Genomic DNA, 15,434 nt, shown 5'->3' on the forward strand with positions numbered 1-15,434 from the left:
GATGACCCTCCGGGAAGGGACCACCGTGGAACTGCGCTCCGGCGACTACACCCTCCGCGTCGAGGCGGGCGGCCTCGAGGTGCTCGCGGGCGAGAGCGTCCTCTACGCGAACGACCGGCCGCTGCGCGTCACGGTCAAGACCGTCGCCGCGATCAGCGAGTACTCCGGCGCGCCCTACGACGACGTCTCGCTGTCGGAGGGGGCGATCACCGCGAGCGGGACGATCACCGTCCGCTCCGGGTCGTCCTTCGCCGTCACCGACGTCTGGCGCGTCGCGGGCGACGGCTTCTCCGTGCACCGCGACGTCGAGGTGCTGGCGGCCGGCGGCGAGCTCGGCTTCTCCACCGCCGTCTCGCTCGGGCTGACCGGGTCCGACGACCTCCGCGACTACGAGTGCTTCGCCCCCGGCGCCTGGTACCGCGACAACGCCTTCGGGCCCGCCGACGCGATGGGCCGCGACCCCGGCAGCGAGTACTTCTGGCGCACCGAGACGCACTACGCGCTGCCGCTGTTCGCCGCGCAGAGCCTCGCGACCGGCGAGACCGTGGCGCTCTCGCGCTGGGCGGCCGACGCGACGCTGCCGCGCCTGGACGTGGTCCGCTCGGAGAACTTCACCGACCCGGAGTGCACCGTCGGCTCGATCGGCCTGAGCCGCCCGCAGGGCACGACGCTGAACTACCTCTACTACGGCTTCGGCGTGCGGACCCCGCTCGACGTGCCGCCCGCGGGCCTGTCGATCGACTACGTCCACCCGGGCGCCGACGGCGAGCGCCCGATCGACAACCCCTACTCCGGCCTCGACTACGACGCCGCCCCGAAGGCCCTGCAGCGGGTGAACCACCCGGTCGAGGTCGGCTTCCGCCAGCGCTACGCCGTGGCCGTCGACCTTGGCCGCCACGACGACTTCGCGACGATGATGCGCGCCACCTGGCGCAGCGCCTACGCGCGCCTGCGCGACGACCTGTTCGAGGTCGACAACGAGCAGCACTTCCACAATGGCATGGCGATCCTCCAGCGGCTCACCCGCCGCTACGGCGACTCCTGGGGCCTGCCGTTCGCCTGCCAGCTGCCGGACCTCGACGTCTCGAGCGTCTCCTTCCAGTTCGGCTTCGTCGGGCAGCAGCCCGGCATCGGCTACCAGCTGCTGCGCTACGGCGACCGCGAGGGTGTGCCGGAGGCGTTCGAGCAGGGCGTCGGCATCGTCGACTTCTGGGCGCGGACCGCGCTGCCCGAGTCGGGCCCGCCGCGGATGTGCTTCAACCCCTCGCTCGGCGGCTTCGAGCCGTACCCGCACTACCTGCGGATGCTCGCCGACGGCGTCGAGGCGATCCTCGACGCCTACCTGCACCTGCGGGACCTCGGCGACGAGCGCCCGCTCTGGCTCGAGTTCTGCCGGCGGACCGCCGACTGGCTGCTCGAGGTGCAGGACGCCGACGGCAGCTTCCACCGCGCCTACAACGCCGACGGCTCGGTGCGGATGGACTCGCGCTCGAACACCCCGAGCATGATCCGCTTCCTCGTGCAGCTGCACCTCGTGACGGGGGAGGGGCGCTACCTCGCGTCCGCCGTGCGCGCCGGCGAGTGGTCGTTCGCGAACATCCACCGCACGCTGGAGTACCGCGGCGGCACCTGCGACAACGCCGACATCCAGGACAAGGAGGCGGGCATCTACGGGCTGTTCGGCTTCCTCGCGCTGTACGACCTGACGGAGGAGCCGCGCTGGCTGGAGGGCGCCGTCCGCGCCGCCGACTACACGGAGACCTGGACCTACGCGTGGTCCTTCCCGGTCCGCGCGCCCTGGGCGCATCCCTTCAACCGGTACTCGATCAGCGGACAGAGCATCATCACCCTCGGCGGCGGCGCCGACGTCTACATGGCGGCCTGCTCGTACAGCTACTACCGACTGCACCTGATCACGGGCGACGAGCACTACCTCGATTTCGCCGAGTTCCTGCACCGCAACACCCGCCAGTCGACCGACGTCGACGGCAGCATCGGCTACGCGATGCCCGGCCTCGGCCACGAGAGCGGCGACTTCGCGACCCAGACCCTGCGCAGCCACCACCACTGGCTGCCCTGGTGCACCTTCGTCGAGGTCGACCCGGCCTCGCGCCTGCGCGACACCTTCGGCGTCTACGAGATCGCCGACGCGCAGCGCCTGCCCGCCGCCGAGCGGGCGGCCCGCAACCGCGTCTACGACCGCTACGGGCACTCGCGGAGCTGACCCGACCCACCGCATCCGGCGCGCGTCTCGTTCTCACGTCGACGCGGCCACACGGCGGGTCCGGCGGCCAGCGGGGACGACGCCCGGTGCGCTGCTCCGCCTCCGTCGGCGGACCGGAGCTCGTTCCGCGTGCCGCAGCCGGACCCTCAGCAGCGCCCTCAGCCGCGCCACTCCACGTCGACGCGCACCGCCTCCGCACCGAGCTCCAGCCCGCCCGACACCTCGCGCCCGTCGACGCGCAGCACCGCGTCGCGCAGCGTGCGCACCCGCGTCCCGCCCGCCGGTGCCAGCCACTCCGCGCTCGGCACCCGCCGCACCCACAGCGACGCCCGCCCCGGCGACCACTCCAGCCGGTCCACGACCACCCCGCCGCGCGCGCGCAGCCCCGTCACGGCACCCCGCGCCCACGCGGACGGCAGTGCCGGCAGCACCGTCAGCGTCTCGTCATCCGATCCCAGCAGCATCGCCGCCACGAGCCCCGGCAGTCCGCCGCTGGCGTCGAGGTTGAAGATCCGCCCCGCGTCGTGCCGGGTCGTCAGCGTCGGTGACCAGTGCTCGACCGCGAGCCACTCCGCGCAGGTCAGCGCCGCCTCCCCGTCACCCAGCGCCGCCGCCGCGACGCCCACCTGCACCAGCCCGAACGCCATCTCCATCCGCCCGGGAGGAGCGGTCGGCGCCTCGGCCCGCCACGCGATCTTCGCCGCCACCGTCGCCGCCGCGGCGGCCCGCAGCCGCACCGCGGAGGCGCCGGGGCCCTCGAAGGCCGCGTCGCCCGCGTACCAGAGCGGGTACAGCTGCGACGCGTGCCGGTGCGCGATCTCCTCCGCGAACCGCGGGTCGATCCACTCCGCCAGCGTGCCGTCCTCGGCGACCCGGTACTCCGGCAGCTCCGCGACCACCCGCGCCCAGCGCTCGTCGAGCGAGTCGTCGCCGCGGGCCCGGCCGAGCAGCGCCGTCGCCCGCGCGGCGTCCCGCAGCACGGCGACGTCGATCGTCGCATCGACCGCTATCGGCGAGCGCGCACCACCCGGTGTGTTCTCGGGGGAGTAGGAGGGGACGATCCGGCGCACCCCGTCGACCACGGTCGTCCCGGTCTCGGCGAAGCGCAGCACGCCCTCGGCCAGCTCCCACAGCCGGTCGTCGACGATGCCGCGGTCCCCCGTGGCCGCGACGGCGTCGGCGGCCAGGCGCAGCACCCAGCCGCCGCAGCCCGTCCAGAAGAGGTGCGGGTAGCTCGCCGCGAAGTGGTCGGCGCGGCCGTGGGTCGACATCCGCGACGGCAGGAGCATCCCCTCCGCCCCGTAGACGAGGCGCGCGTTCTCGCGGTAGTCGTCGAGGTGCGGCAGCACCAGCTCCAGGATCGACAGCGCCAGCTCGGGCGTGCCGGTCGGGATCATCCCCGCCATCGCGCCGTTCTGCACGTTGCCGTTCAGCGTGTAGTCGGCCGACCAGGCCGGCCGCCAGGTGCCCTGCCAGACGCCCTGCAGCGTCGGCGGCAGCTCGCCGGTGGAGGCGACGATGTTCGCGCGGCCGCTGAGGTACGCCAGCTCGACGACGCGGCGGCGCGCACCCTCGTCGCCGGCACGCGCCTCCTCCCAGAGGTCCTCGGTGAGCACCGCGGAGGAGGCGCCGGCGAGATCGAGGGAGGAGGCGCCGACCAGCCGGCCGTGCCCGTGGCGCTGGGCCTCGCGCAGCTCCGCCCACGAGGCGTCGTCGCCCGTCGACTCGCCGCCCGCACGCTCCCGGCTCGCCGGCTCGTCGCCCGCCAGCGACAGATCGACACGGAGGAGCGCGCCCGCACCGGCCGGGACCGACACCGTCGAGCGGGTCACGACGCCCTCAACGTCCCACGGCGCCCCGGTCGCCGCGGTGACCGTCGCGCGGATCCGCTCGCCCCCGGTCTCGGCACTTCCGGTCCCGGCGACGGCCAGCAGTCGTCCGACCGCACCGCCCTCGACCGTCGCCTCGACCACGGCCGACGCGTCCGGCACGCCCGTGTCGAACGAGGTCGCGTCCCCGGCGCCCAGCCCGAGCTCGACCGTGCTCTCGCCGTCGCGCTCCGACTCCACCCGCAGCCGGACGCTCTCGCCCCCGTGCGGAGCGATCAGTCGCACCGCGTGCCGCCCGCCGTCGAGGTCGGTCCACTCGACCGCGACCTCGCCCAGCAGCGGGTCGAGCAGGCGCCGGCTCGACGCGACCCCGCCGGCCGTGCGGATCGACAGCGTCGCGCACAGCCCGAGCGGATCGGTCCAGATCAGGCCGCCGTCGTAGCCGCTCGCCCGCGCCCCGCGCTCGAGCAGGTCGCTCGCCGCGTCGGCGTCCCCGGCCAGCAGGGCACTCCGCAGCTCGTCCCGCACCGGGGCGAGGTCCGGGGCGGCGGGCCGCGCATTGACGGGGAGGAAGTAGCGCTCGTGCGCCAGCGAGACGGTGAGCGCGTCGGCCGGGCCGTGCACCACGGCGCCGACGCGGCCGCTGCCGACGATCAGGCCCTCCTCCCAGGTCGGGGCCGCAGTGGCGGTGACGAGGGTGGGCGTGCGCGACAGTGCGCCGGCGATCGGGGCGATGATCGGTTCCTTTCGGGCTCGCGGGAGTGCCTGATATGTTGCGTGAACCCTCAAATTACCTCTCCCGGTGCGACGGCGCGCGGGAGTCGAGAGTTAGGAATCCGCGATGACGCGACCGATCACCCTCTTCACCGGCCAGTGGGCCGACCTCCCGTTCGAGGAGGTGGCGCGCCTCGCGGGGGAGTGGGGCTACGACGGCCTCGAGATCGCCTGCTGGGGCGACCACATCGACGTGGCGCGCTGGGACGACGCGGAGTACGTGCAGAGCCGGAAGGACATCCTCGAGCGCAACGGCCTCCAGGTCTTCGCGATCTCGAACCACCTCACCGGCCAGGCGGTCTGCGACGACCCGATCGACGAGCGCCACCGCGACATCCTCAGCGACCGCGTCTGGGGCGACGGCGACGCCGAGGGCGTCCGGCAGCGCGCCGCCCAGGACCTCAAGGACACCGCCCGCTTCGCCGCCGCGCTCGGCGTGACGCAGGTCAACGGCTTCTCCGGCTCGTCGATCTGGAAGGGCGTGGCCATGTTCCCGCCCGCCTCCGACGAGTGGATCGCCGCCGGCTACCAGGACTTCGCCGACCGCTGGAACCCGATCCTCGACGTCTTCGAGGAGGTCGGCGTCCGCTACGCGCTCGAGGTGCACCCGAGCGAGATCGCCTACGACTACTGGACCGCCAAGCGCACCCTCGAGGCGATCGGCCACCGCGCCTCGTTCGGCTTCAACTTCGACCCGTCGCACTTCGTCTGGCAGCAGCTCGACAGCGTCGCGTTCGTGCTCGACTTCGCCGACCACATCTTCCACGTGCACGTGAAGGAGTCGGTCACCAACCTCGACGGCCGCAACGGCGTCCTCGGCTCGCACCTGCCGTGGGCGAACCCGCGCCGCGGGTGGACCTTCGTCTCGACCGGGCACGGCGCCGTCCCGTGGGAGCCGGTGTTCCGCGCGCTCAACGCGATCGGCTACACCGGCCCGACCAGCGTCGAGTGGGAGGACGCCGGCATGGACCGCCTCGACGGCGCCCCCGAGGCCCTGGCCTTCGTGCGGAAGCTCAACGCGATCACGCCGCCGGCCGACGCCTTCGACGCGGCGTTCTCGACCTCGCGCGACTGACCGCCCGCCGCACGCCTGCATGCCGGAGGCCGGAAGGACCGACTGCCCGCGAGGGCCGTCCGGGCCTCCCGGCCTCCGTCGTGCTGCGAGCGCGTCCGCAACCGGGGCCGGGACGCTGCAGCGGGCGCCGAACGGGCCGGAGAGGGCGATCCGCCCTCGATCGCGGACGCGATCCAGGCCGGTCTCGGCGGCGGGCCCCCGCCCCGACCCGGCGGCGTGCCGGGAACGACGGACGGCCGACCCCCCCGCAGGGAGCCGGCCGTCCGGCCTCGCAGGATCTACAGGCCCTGGGAGAGGCGGTAGTACGCCGCGTTCGAGCGGATGTCGGACTCGAAGCCGCGGAGGGTGGTCGACTCGTCGATCACGAGGAGCTCGACGCCGGCGATGCGGGCGAAGTCCTCCCACGCCTCCAGGCCGATCTGCGTCGTCATCACCGTGTGGTGCGCGGCACCGGCGGTGATCCAGGCCGCGGCGCTGGTGCCGAAGTCGGGGGCCGGCTGCCAGACGGCGCGGCCGACCGGCAGGTGCGGGAGCGTCTGGGGCGGCTCGACGTTCCGGACCTTGTTCGCGACCAGGCGGAACCGCTCGCGGACGTCGCTCAGGGCGACCACCACGGCGGGTCCGGCGTCGGCGGTGAAGACCAGGCGCACCGGGTCCTCGCGGCCGCCGATGCCCAGCGGGTGGATCTCGAGCGAGGCGCGCTTCGACGACAGGGACGGCGACACCTCGAGCATGTGCGCGCCGAGGATGAGCTCCTCGCCGGGCGTCATGTCGTAGGTGTAGTCCTCCATCAGGCTGGTGCCGCCGGGGAGGCCGGCGCCCATGACGGCGGCGATGCGGATGAGGACGGCCGTCTTCCAGTCGCCCTCGCCGCCGAAGCCGTAGCCGTCCGCCATGAGGCGCTGCACGGCGAGTCCGGGGAGCTGGCGGAGCCCGCCGAGGTCCTCGAAGCTGTCGGTGAACGCCTCGAAGCCGCCCTCCTCCAGGAACGAGCGCAGGCCGATCTCGACCGCGGCGCCGTAGCGGAGCGACTCGTGGCGCTCGCCGCCGGGGAGCAGCTCGGGGACCACGTCGTAGCTCTCGAGGTACTCCGCGACGAGGGCGTCGATCTGCTCGGAGGTGGCGGCGTCGACGCGCTCGACGAGCTCGTTCACTCCCCAGGTGTTGACGCTGACGCCGAGGCGGATCTCGGCTTCGGTCTTGTCGCCCTCGGTGACGGCGACGTTGCGCATGTTGTCGCCGAAGCGGGCGACCTTCATGCTCCGCGAGGCGGACCAGCCGGCGGCCGCGCGCGACCAGGTGCCGATGGCCTCGGTGACGCGGGCGTCGCTCGCGTGGCCGACGACCGTCTTCCGGGGCACGCTCATCCGGCTGAGGATGTAGCCGTGCTCGCGGTCGCCGTGCGCGGCCTGGTTGAGGTTCATGAAGTCGAAGTCGATGTCCTGCCACGGCAGGGCGACGTTCGCCTGGGTGTGGAAGTGCAGCAGCGGCTTGGCGAGCGCGTCGAAGCCGTGGATCCACATCTTCGAGGGGCTGAAGGTGTGCATCCAGGTGATGACGCCCACCACGGAGTCGTCGGAGTTCGCCTCGATCATGGTGCGGCGGATGGCGTCGGAGCTCTTCAGCACCGGCTTCCACTCGACGGTCACGGGGATCGCGCCCGCCTCGTTCAGCTGCGCGACGACGGCCTGCGACTGCTCGGCGACCTGGCGGAGGGTGTCCTCGCCGTAGAGGTCCTGGCTGCCGGTCAGGAACCAGACGGTGCGGGTGGCGAGGTCGGGGATGATGCTCTGGTACACGCTCATGCGATGGCTCCGGTGGGGTTCTGTCCGTAGACGTTCTGGTAGCGGTCGAACAGGGCGTCGATCGACTCCTGCGGGATGGGGACGAGCTCGCCGCCCTGGCGCGCGAGGTGCACGGTGCGGGCGACGTCCTCGGCCATGACGGCCGCCTTGACGGCGTCCTTCGCGTCCTTGCCGATGGTGAAGACGCCGTGGTTCTGCATCAGGACCGCCCGCGAGCGGTGCCCGCTGAGGGTCGCGACGATGCCGCGGCCGATGGAGTCGTCGCCGATGATCGCGAACGGGCCGATGGGGATCTCCCCGCCGAACTCGTCGGCCATCGCGGTGATGACGCAGGGGATCGACTCGGCGCGGGCCGCCCACGCGGTCGCGTAGGTGGAGTGCGTGTGCACGACTCCGCCGACCTCGGGCATCTCGCGGTACACGTAGGCGTGCGCCGCGGTGTCGCTGGAGGGGCTGCGGTCGCTGCCGGGGGTGCCGGGGACGACGTTCCCGTCGAGGTCGCAGAGGATCATGTTCTCGGGCGCGAGGTCGTCGTAGGAGACGCCGCTGGGCTTGATCACGAAGAGGTCGGCGCCGGGCACGCGGCCCGAGATGTTGCCGCCGGTCCAGATGACGAGGCCGTAGCGGACGAGCTCGGAGTGCAGCCGCGCGACGTCCTCGCGGACGCGGGCGATCGCCTCCTCGACGGCGGGGGTCTGGGTGGTCATGCGGTGGCTCCCTGGTTCTGCGGGTCGGTGAGGGTTTCGACGGCGGTCTGCTCGACGGCGAGGCCGGCGCGGTAGCGCTCGAGGTAGGCGGAGAAGCCGGCGACGTCGTCCGCGTCGGGGGCGACGGTCTCGAAGCCGGAGTCGCCGAAGACCTGATCGGTGAGGTACGCGTCGAGCGCGACTCCGCTCTGCAGTCGGTAGGCGGCGAGCACCGCCATGCCCCACGGGCCGCCCTCGGAGGCGGTCGCGGCGACCGAGACCGGGGCGTCGAGCGCGCCGGCGAGGAAGCGCTGGGCGACCCCGGCGGTGCGGAACATGCCTCCGTGCGCGAACATCTCGTCGATCCGGACGCCCTCGCCCGCGAGGACGCGCATGCCCAGCGCCAGGGTGCCGAACACGCCGTAGAGCTGCGCGCGCATGAAGTTGGCGAGCGTGAGGCGCGAGTCGGGGGTGCGCACGACGAGCGGGCGGCCCTCGCCCAGGCCGGCGATGGGCTCGCCCGCGAGGTGGTTGTAGGCGAGCAGTCCGCCCGCGTCCGCCTCGCCCTCGAGCGCCTCGGCGAAGAGGGTGCCGTAGACGGCGTCGCTGTCGGAGGGTCCGCCGGACGCGGCGGCGAACCGCGAGAACAGGCCGACCCAGCCGGCGAGCTCGCTGGCTCCGTTGTTGCAGTGGACCATCGCGACGAGGTCGCCGGCGGGGGTCGCGACGAGGTCGAGCTCGTGGTGCACGCTCTCCAGCGGGCCCTCGAGGACGACCATGGCGAAGATGCTGGTGCCGGCGCTGACGTTGCCGGTGCGCGGGGCGACGGAGTTGGTCGCCACCATGCCGGTGCCGGCGTCGCCCTCGGGCGGGCAGGCCGGGGCGCCGGGCCGGAGGGAGCCGGTGGGGTCGAGCAGGAGCGCGCCCTCGGCGGTGAGCGAGCCGGCGTCGGCGCCCGCGGGGAGCACGGCGGGCAGCAGCTCGCGCAGCGGCTTCACGGCGCCGGCCGCGCGCTCGTCGTAGAGGTCGACGACGCGCTGGTCGTAGTCGCGGGTCGCCGGGTCGGTCGGGACCATGCCGGAGGCGTCGCCGACTCCGAGGACCTTCTCGCCGGTGAGGCGCCAGTGCACGTAGCCGGCGAGGGTGGTGAGGAAATCGATCCGCTCGACGTGCGGCTCGGAGTCGAGGACCGCCTGGTGCAGGTGCGCGAGCGACCAGCGCAGCGGGATGTTGGCGCCGAACAGCTCGGTGAGCTCGGCGGACGCGGGCCCGGTGCTGGTGTTGCGCCAGGTGCGGAAGGGGACGAGCAGTCCGCCGTCCGCATCGAAGGGGAGGTAGCCGTGCATCATCGCCGAGACGCCGAGCGCCCCGACGGAGGAGAGCTGCACGCCGTGTCGCGACGAGGCGTCGGCGACGAGGTCCGCGTAGGCGGCCTGGAGGCCCGCGTGGACGGCGTCGAGGGAGTAGGTCCAGCGGCGGTCGACGAACTGGTTCTCCCACTCGTGGCTGCCGACGGCGAGGACCACGGACGGGTCGGCCGCGTCGACCAGGCACGCCTTGATCCGGGTGGAGCCGAGCTCGATGCCGAGGGCGGTGGCGCCGCTCGTGATCACGTCGGCGGGGGTGGGCCTGCGCTGGTCCATCATGCTCCTCGCTCGGGCGATGTGACCGTTCACAAAGCCCCGGGTCAGAGTAGGCGAAACGGCTCGGGGTCGGCAAGCGAGGGGCCGCCCGACGGGGTCCGACTGCTCCTCCTCCGCCGCAAGCCCCTTCCGCCGGGGCCGCCCGCTTGGTCGCATGAGGCATGCGTGAGATCAGACTCGTCAGACTCGTCACCCGCCTCGAGAACGCCGCCGCCCTCGATCCGCTCGTCGGCCGGGTGAAGCGGGCCGTGAACGCGGTGGTCCGGCCGCAGCCGGTGCGGGACGTGCTGCACGGCGTCCCGGTCGGCCACCCCGTCCATCCGCTGCTCGTCCTCGTGCCCACCGGCGCCTGGGTGTCGGCGGCGGTGCTCGACCTGCTGCCGGGGAACCAGCGCGCGGCGCGGACCCTCGTCGGCGTCGGCGTGATCAGCGTCCTGCCGACCGCCGCCTCCGGCTTCACCGACTGGTCGGAGCTGCACGAGCAGCAGACCCGCGTCGGGCTGGTGCACTCGGCGGCCAACGTGGTCGCGACGGGCCTCTACGCCGCGTCGTGGGTGCAGCGCCGCCGCGGGCGCACCACGAGCGGGAAGGTGCTCGGGATGCTCGGGCTCGCCGTCGTCTCGGGCGGCGGCTACCTGGGCGGCCACGTCAGCTACCGGCAGGCGGCGGGGGCGAACCACGCGGAGGACGTGCCGCACCGCTTCCCCTCGGGCTGGCAGGAGCTCGGCGCCCTGGCGGACCTGCCGGAGCGCACGCCGGTGAGGAGGGAGGTCGCGGGCCTCCCCCTGCTCGCCTTCCGGCGGGGCGAGCGGATCGACGTGCTCTCGAACGTCTGCAGCCACCTCTCGGGCCCGCTCGACGAGGGCGAGGTCTCGGCGGACGGCTCGGGGGAGGCGTGCGTCGCCTGCCCGTGGCACGGCAGCGCCTTCTCGCTCGAGACCGGCGAGGTGCTGCGGGGGCCGGCCACCTCGCCGCAGCCGCGGTTCGAGACGCGGGTGCGCGAGGGGCGCGTGGAGGTGCTGCTGCCGCACGCGGGGTGAGGCGGGGGCCGGTGCTGCTCAGGCCTGAGCCGTCGACGCCCGCTCCACCAGCACCGGCGGCACCGGGCGGTCGACGGCGGGCTCCTCGCCGCGCAGCTCCGCGAGCACGACGCCGATCGTGCGGCGGCCGACTTCCGCGAAGTCCTGGCGGATGGTGGTCAGCGGCGGCTGGTAGTGCGCCGCCTCGGGGACGTCGTCGAAGCCGACGACGCTGAGGTCCTCGGGCACGCGCAGTCCCCGCTCGGTGCAGGCGTGCAGGAGTCCGAGGGCCATCTGGTCGTTGCCGGCGAACACCGCGGTCGGCCGGGGCGAGGAGTCGAGGAGGCGGAGGCCGGCGCAGTAGCCGGACTCGGCGCTCCAGTCGCCCTCCACGACGGCGACGGGGTCGAGGCCGGCCGCGCTCATCCCGGCGCCGAAGCCCTCGAGCCGCGCCTGCGCCTCCACCCAGTGCTGCGGACCGGCGAGGTGCGCGATGCGGGTGTGGCCGAGGCCGACGAGGTGCTCGGTCGCCAGTCGCGCTCCGGCCGCCTGGTCGACGAGGAGCAGGGAGTCGGCGCCGCGGTCCGTCGCGCCGAGCGTCACCGAGGGGACGCCGATCGCGAGGCTCTCGATCGCCTCCAGCGCGCGCTCCTGCGGGGCGAGGACCACGATCGCCTCCACCGACTCCCGCTGCAGGTGGGCGAGACCGTCGGCCAGCGACTCCGCGTCCGGCGCCGCGTTCACGACCGGGACCCGGTAGCCCGCGTCGCGCGCCGCCTGCTCGATCGCGGCCATCGCGGTGGCGGTGCCGTAGAAGCTGTGGCTCTCGGCGGCGAGGATCCCGATCAGGCCGGAGCGGCTCGTCGCCAGGGCGCGGGCGGCGGCGCTGGGGCGGAAGCCGAGGTCCTCGATCGCGGCGAGCACGCGCTCCCGGGTGCGCGGCCGCAGCTGGGGGCTGTCGTTGAGCACCCGCGAGACCGTCTGGTACGACACTCCGGCCCGCACCGCGACGTCGCGGATGGTCGGCGCGCGGTCGAGGGGCATGGCCACACCGTAGCGGTGCGTGCGCCCCCGCCCCCTCCCGCGAGACGCCTCCCGGGTGCGCGTCCGTCGGCGGGTCGCGTACCGGAGTGGCGTGCCGCGGGCGCGGGTCAGGGGCCGCCGAGCCAGTGGTCGATGCGGTGGTGGTCGGGGGTGAAGCCGTGGTCGACGCCCCAGAGGACGGCCTGCGTGCGGCTGGTCGCGCCGATCTTGCCGTAGACGCTGCGGATGTAGGACTTCACCGTGTTGGGGCTGAGGTAGGTGAGGGCGGCGACGTCGGCGTTGCTCTTGCCCTGAGTGATGAGCGCGAGGATCTCCGACTCCCGGTCGGTGATGCCCTCGTGGCGGCCCGGCCAGTCGAGGCCCGGTGCGCTGCCCGCCCGCCGCGGAGGATCGCTGACGACGACCTCGCCCGCCGCCACCCGCTCGAGCGCGGCCACCAGCTCCCGCGCCGGCAGGGTCTTGGAGAGGTAGCCGTGGACGCCCTGCTCGAGGGCGTCCGCGATGAGCGTCGGCGCGAAGTTCCAGGTGTAGACGACCACGTGCTCGGCCCGCTCGTTGCGCACCAGCTCCGCGATCTCGTGGTGGTCCGACTCCGGCTGGGCGAACGAGTCGTAGAGGACGACGTCGATCCGGTCGGAGAGGGAGGCGTTCGCGTCGATCTCGGCGACGACCACCCGGTCGCGGTAGTGGTCGAACATGTGCGCGAGGCCCGTGAGGACGACGTCGTAGTCGTCGACGAGCGCGACGGTGAGGGGCGCACGGCGGGTCATGGTCGGACGCTACCGCACGGCTCGTCGGGGCGAGCACACCCCCAGGGGTGTACCGCCGCCTCCTCCGGGGTGGTTGCGTAGCCATCGGTCCCGCAACCGCGGAACCGATCAGCGGGCCCCCGCCCGCACAACGGAAGGACGACCGCCATGCTCGGTCTCATCATCAGCCTCATCGTCGTCGGACTCATCGCAGGAGCGCTGGCCCGCCTCATCGTCCCCGGGAAGCAGAGCATCAGCATCGGCATGACCATCGTGCTCGGCATCGTCGGCTCGTTCGTCGGCGGCTTCCTCGGCTTCCTGATCTTCCAGCACGACCCGATGGACGGCTTCTTCCAGCCCGCCGGCATCATCGGCTCGATCATCGGAGCGATCATCGTCCTGCTCGTCTACACCCGCTTCGCCGGCCGCTCCGCCGCGCGACGCTGACCCGCAGCGCACGGCGACAGCGAGGTCGCTGCCGACCCGCCCTCCGCGGGCGTGCAGGCACCACGCTGACCGGCGGCCCCGGCCCGGCTCCCTCCACGGGCCGGGCCGTCGTGCTGTGCGCGGGGTGCCCGGGCGTCGTCCGCGGTCTCCGACGCTGCGTCCGCGGGTTCCGGCGCTCCGTCCGCGGAGCCCGCGCTGCGTCCTCCGCCCTCCGCGGATCGGCAGCGGAGTCCGTGGCCGCCGCGTCGGCGGCTGCCGAGTCCGTCGCCGCGGAGTCCGCAGCCGCGCAGCCCGTCGCCGCCCAGCCGCCGCGCACCGGGGTGCGCGATGCTCGGGCGATGCCGCTCGTCGTCCCCGATGCCCTCGTCCCGCTCGCGCTCCGGCTCGCCCGTGCGAACCGCACCTTCGTCAGCGCGGAGGGAGCCCGTCGCCGCATCCGGGAGCGCGCGCTCCGTCCCGCCTCCTACGGACCGCCGCCCCGCCTCCGGCCCGGCGTGCGCGTCGACGTGGAGCAGGTCGGCTCCTGGCCGGTCTACACGATCCGCCCGCGGGTGATCCGCGGCGGCGTCGTCTACGTCCACGGCGGCGGCTGGGTGAACGAGATCGCGCCCCAGCACTGGTGGCTCGCCGCCCGCATCGCCGACGAGGCCTCCGTCGCGGTGACCCTCCCGATCTACCCGCTCGTGCCCTTCGGCACGGCGCTCGAGGCGCGCGACGGTGTCCGCGCCCTGGTGCTGCGGAGTCTTGAGCGGCACGGGGCGACCTGCCTCGCCGGCGACTCTGCGGGCGGCCAGATCGCCCTCTCGACGGCCCTCGCCCTGCGCGACGAGGGGGTGGTCCTGCCGCGCACGACCCTCGTCTCGCCCGCGCTCGACCTCTCCTGGAGCAACCCGCGGATCCCCGAGGTGCAGCCGACCGATTCCTGGCTCGGCACCCCGGGCGGTCGCGTCCTCGCCGAGAGCTGGCGCAGCGCCCTCGACCTGCTCGATCCCGCGGTCAGCCCGCTGTTCGGCGACCTGGCGGGCCTCGGCCCCCTCACCGTCTTCACCGGCACGCGGGACGTTCTCAATCCGGACGCCCACGTGCTGGCCGAGCGGGCGGCGGCCGCCGGGGTCTCGTTCGAGCTCCACGAGGCCGTCGGGCAGGTCCACGTGTACCCGCTCGTGCCCACGCGGGCCGGCCGCGAGGCGCAGCACGACCTGGTCGAGGGGCTCCGCGCGGCGGTCTGACCACCGGCCGGCCCAGGCGTCCGGCAGGCTCCTCTCAGTCCGTCTTCCGCATGGCGGACGGCGCCTCCGCCCGCTCGTCCACGACGTCGAGGCGAGCCAGCGCGTTCGCCGTCCCCCGGCGGCCCCGTGTCGCGACCAGGCCGATCATCGCGGCCGCCGCGAGGACGAAGGCGAGCAGCGACCAGAAGCCGCCCTCGACGGCGAGCAGGGTCGACCAGCCGCCCGATCCCGCCGCCCAGCGCACGAGCCGCTGCCAGAGGAGCGGTCGCGGCTCGGGACGCAGGCGCACCACCGTCTCGCCGAGGGTCCGTCCGGACCGCAGCACGATCACGAGCTGGAGCAGCGGAGCGACGAACGGCAGGGCTCCGAGAACCACGTCCCCGGGGCTCGAGCGCGTGTCCACCCCCGCGAGCACGAGGCCGACCCCGGTGATCGAGACGAGCGCGCCCGTGATGAGGCTCAGCGCGAGAACGTCGCAGAACATGCCGAACGCGCGGCGGCGGATCGTGACCGGGCGCGCCAGCTCCGGCACCGCGCCCTCGGTCCGGCGGGTGAAGAGGAGGAGGACGGGGGAGAGGAGGGTGCCGAGCAGGGCGCCGGCCGTGTTGGCCAGCAGGTCGTCGACGTCGAAGAGCCGGTAGGCGCACGGGTAGAGGAACCAGTCGCCCGTGAGCTGCGTGACCTCGATGAGGAGCGAGACGGCGAAGCCGGCGACGGTGCCGCCGATCAGCCCGGCGACGAGGCGCCCGCGCAGAGCGAGGTGTCGGACGAGCATCCCGAGGGGGACGAAGAAGACCACGTTCAGGAGCACCTGCGCGGACGCGGGGTTCGTCAGCAGCGCGCGGGGCCCGTCGATCCCGCCCTCCTTCGCGATGTCCGCGACGAAGGCGAACAGGCGCAGCTGCGGACC

At 73.9% G+C, this 15,434-nt stretch carries 12 protein-coding genes; 5 read left to right on the top strand and 7 right to left on the bottom strand.

What is annotated here, in order from left to right:
- Position 1: 1 nt before the first annotated feature.
- Positions 2 to 2,224, top strand: coding sequence for a hypothetical protein (locus C5C74_RS08535; protein ID WP_219813450.1), 2,223 nt, complete (start codon positions 2 to 4; stop codon positions 2,222 to 2,224).
- A gap of 158 nt (positions 2,225 to 2,382) precedes the next feature.
- Here C5C74_RS08535 and C5C74_RS08540 read toward each other — a convergent pair whose 3' ends face one another.
- Positions 2,383 to 4,842 carry a glycoside hydrolase family 95-like protein gene (locus C5C74_RS08540; protein WP_104351334.1) on the bottom strand — a complete coding sequence of 820 codons (2,460 nt, stop codon included), beginning with the start codon at positions 4,840 to 4,842 and terminating at the stop codon, positions 2,383 to 2,385.
- A gap of 52 nt (positions 4,843 to 4,894) precedes the next feature.
- On the opposite strand from C5C74_RS08540, the gene C5C74_RS08545 reads away from it, so the two are divergent.
- A complete protein-coding gene (locus C5C74_RS08545) occupies positions 4,895 to 5,902 on the top strand; it encodes a sugar phosphate isomerase/epimerase (protein WP_104351335.1) in 1,008 nt (335 codons plus the stop codon).
- Positions 5,903 to 6,180: 278 nt separating this feature from the next.
- On the opposite strand, the gene araA is transcribed toward C5C74_RS08545, so the two are convergent.
- From araA to C5C74_RS08560, 3 genes are read right to left on the bottom strand one after another with little or no spacing between them, the layout of a single operon-like run.
- A complete protein-coding gene (gene araA / locus C5C74_RS08550; protein ID WP_104323541.1) occupies positions 6,181 to 7,707 on the bottom strand; it encodes an L-arabinose isomerase in 1,527 nt (508 codons plus the stop codon).
- A complete protein-coding gene (locus C5C74_RS08555) occupies positions 7,704 to 8,414 on the bottom strand; it encodes an L-ribulose-5-phosphate 4-epimerase (protein WP_104224687.1) in 711 nt (236 codons plus the stop codon). The genes araA and C5C74_RS08555 overlap by 4 nt, the downstream gene beginning before the upstream one ends.
- Positions 8,411 to 10,036: a xylulokinase gene (locus C5C74_RS08560; RefSeq protein WP_104351336.1), complete on the bottom strand. Its 1,626-nt coding sequence runs from the start codon at positions 10,034 to 10,036 to the stop codon at positions 8,411 to 8,413. Before C5C74_RS08560 ends, C5C74_RS08555 begins: the two co-directional genes overlap by 4 nt.
- Before the next feature lie 161 nt (positions 10,037 to 10,197).
- Here C5C74_RS08560 and C5C74_RS08565 point away from each other — a divergent pair, with 161 nt between their 5' ends.
- On the top strand, positions 10,198 to 11,076 hold the full coding sequence (locus tag C5C74_RS08565) for a Rieske 2Fe-2S domain-containing protein (RefSeq protein WP_104351337.1): 879 nt from the start codon (positions 10,198 to 10,200) through the stop codon (positions 11,074 to 11,076).
- An 18-nt stretch (positions 11,077 to 11,094) separates the two neighbouring features.
- Here the strand turns inward: C5C74_RS08565 and C5C74_RS08570 are convergent, their stop codons facing one another.
- Positions 11,095 to 12,099: a LacI family DNA-binding transcriptional regulator gene (locus C5C74_RS08570; RefSeq protein ID WP_104351338.1), complete on the bottom strand. Its 1,005-nt coding sequence runs from the start codon at positions 12,097 to 12,099 to the stop codon at positions 11,095 to 11,097.
- A gap of 107 nt (positions 12,100 to 12,206) precedes the next feature.
- Positions 12,207 to 12,869: a response regulator transcription factor gene (locus C5C74_RS08575; protein ID WP_104225041.1), complete on the bottom strand. Its 663-nt coding sequence runs from the start codon at positions 12,867 to 12,869 to the stop codon at positions 12,207 to 12,209.
- A gap of 147 nt (positions 12,870 to 13,016) precedes the next feature.
- Between C5C74_RS08575 and C5C74_RS08580 the strand changes: the two genes are divergently transcribed.
- Together C5C74_RS08580 and C5C74_RS08585 are read left to right on the top strand one after the other, a co-directional pair.
- A complete protein-coding gene (locus C5C74_RS08580; protein WP_104225042.1) occupies positions 13,017 to 13,295 on the top strand; it encodes a GlsB/YeaQ/YmgE family stress response membrane protein in 279 nt (92 codons plus the stop codon).
- 233 nt (positions 13,296 to 13,528) lie between these two features.
- On the top strand, positions 13,529 to 14,524 hold the full coding sequence (locus C5C74_RS08585) for an alpha/beta hydrolase (RefSeq protein WP_258064127.1): 996 nt from the start codon (positions 13,529 to 13,531) through the stop codon (positions 14,522 to 14,524).
- A gap of 34 nt (positions 14,525 to 14,558) precedes the next feature.
- On the opposite strand, the gene C5C74_RS08590 is transcribed toward C5C74_RS08585, so the two are convergent.
- Positions 14,559 to 15,434, bottom strand: an 876-nt coding sequence (locus C5C74_RS08590) for a VanZ family protein (RefSeq protein ID WP_104351339.1), incomplete at its 5' end; no start/stop codon positions are given.

Origin of the sequence: Rathayibacter sp. AY1E8, assembly GCF_002931415.1 — a bacterium.
Classification (GTDB): Bacteria; Actinomycetota; Actinomycetes; order Actinomycetales; family Microbacteriaceae; genus Rathayibacter.

Excerpts from the sequence above, each read along its gene's own strand:
- C5C74_RS08535 (WP_219813450.1), top strand. The coding sequence starts at position 2 with ATGACCCTCCGGGAAGGGACCACCGTGGAACTGCGCTCCGGCGACTAC.
- C5C74_RS08545 (WP_104351335.1), top strand. The coding sequence starts at position 4,895 with ATGACGCGACCGATCACCCTCTTCACCGGCCAGTGGGCCGACCTCCCG.
- araA (WP_104323541.1), bottom strand. The coding sequence starts at position 7,707 with ATGAGCGTGTACCAGAGCATCATCCCCGACCTCGCCACCCGCACCGTC.
- C5C74_RS08555 (WP_104224687.1), bottom strand. The coding sequence starts at position 8,414 with ATGACCACCCAGACCCCCGCCGTCGAGGAGGCGATCGCCCGCGTCCGC.
- C5C74_RS08560 (WP_104351336.1), bottom strand. The coding sequence starts at position 10,036 with ATGGACCAGCGCAGGCCCACCCCCGCCGACGTGATCACGAGCGGCGCC.
- C5C74_RS08565 (WP_104351337.1), top strand. The coding sequence starts at position 10,198 with ATGCGTGAGATCAGACTCGTCAGACTCGTCACCCGCCTCGAGAACGCC.
- C5C74_RS08570 (WP_104351338.1), bottom strand. The coding sequence starts at position 12,099 with ATGCCCCTCGACCGCGCGCCGACCATCCGCGACGTCGCGGTGCGGGCC.
- C5C74_RS08575 (WP_104225041.1), bottom strand. The coding sequence starts at position 12,869 with ATGACCCGCCGTGCGCCCCTCACCGTCGCGCTCGTCGACGACTACGAC.
- C5C74_RS08580 (WP_104225042.1), top strand. The coding sequence starts at position 13,017 with ATGCTCGGTCTCATCATCAGCCTCATCGTCGTCGGACTCATCGCAGGA.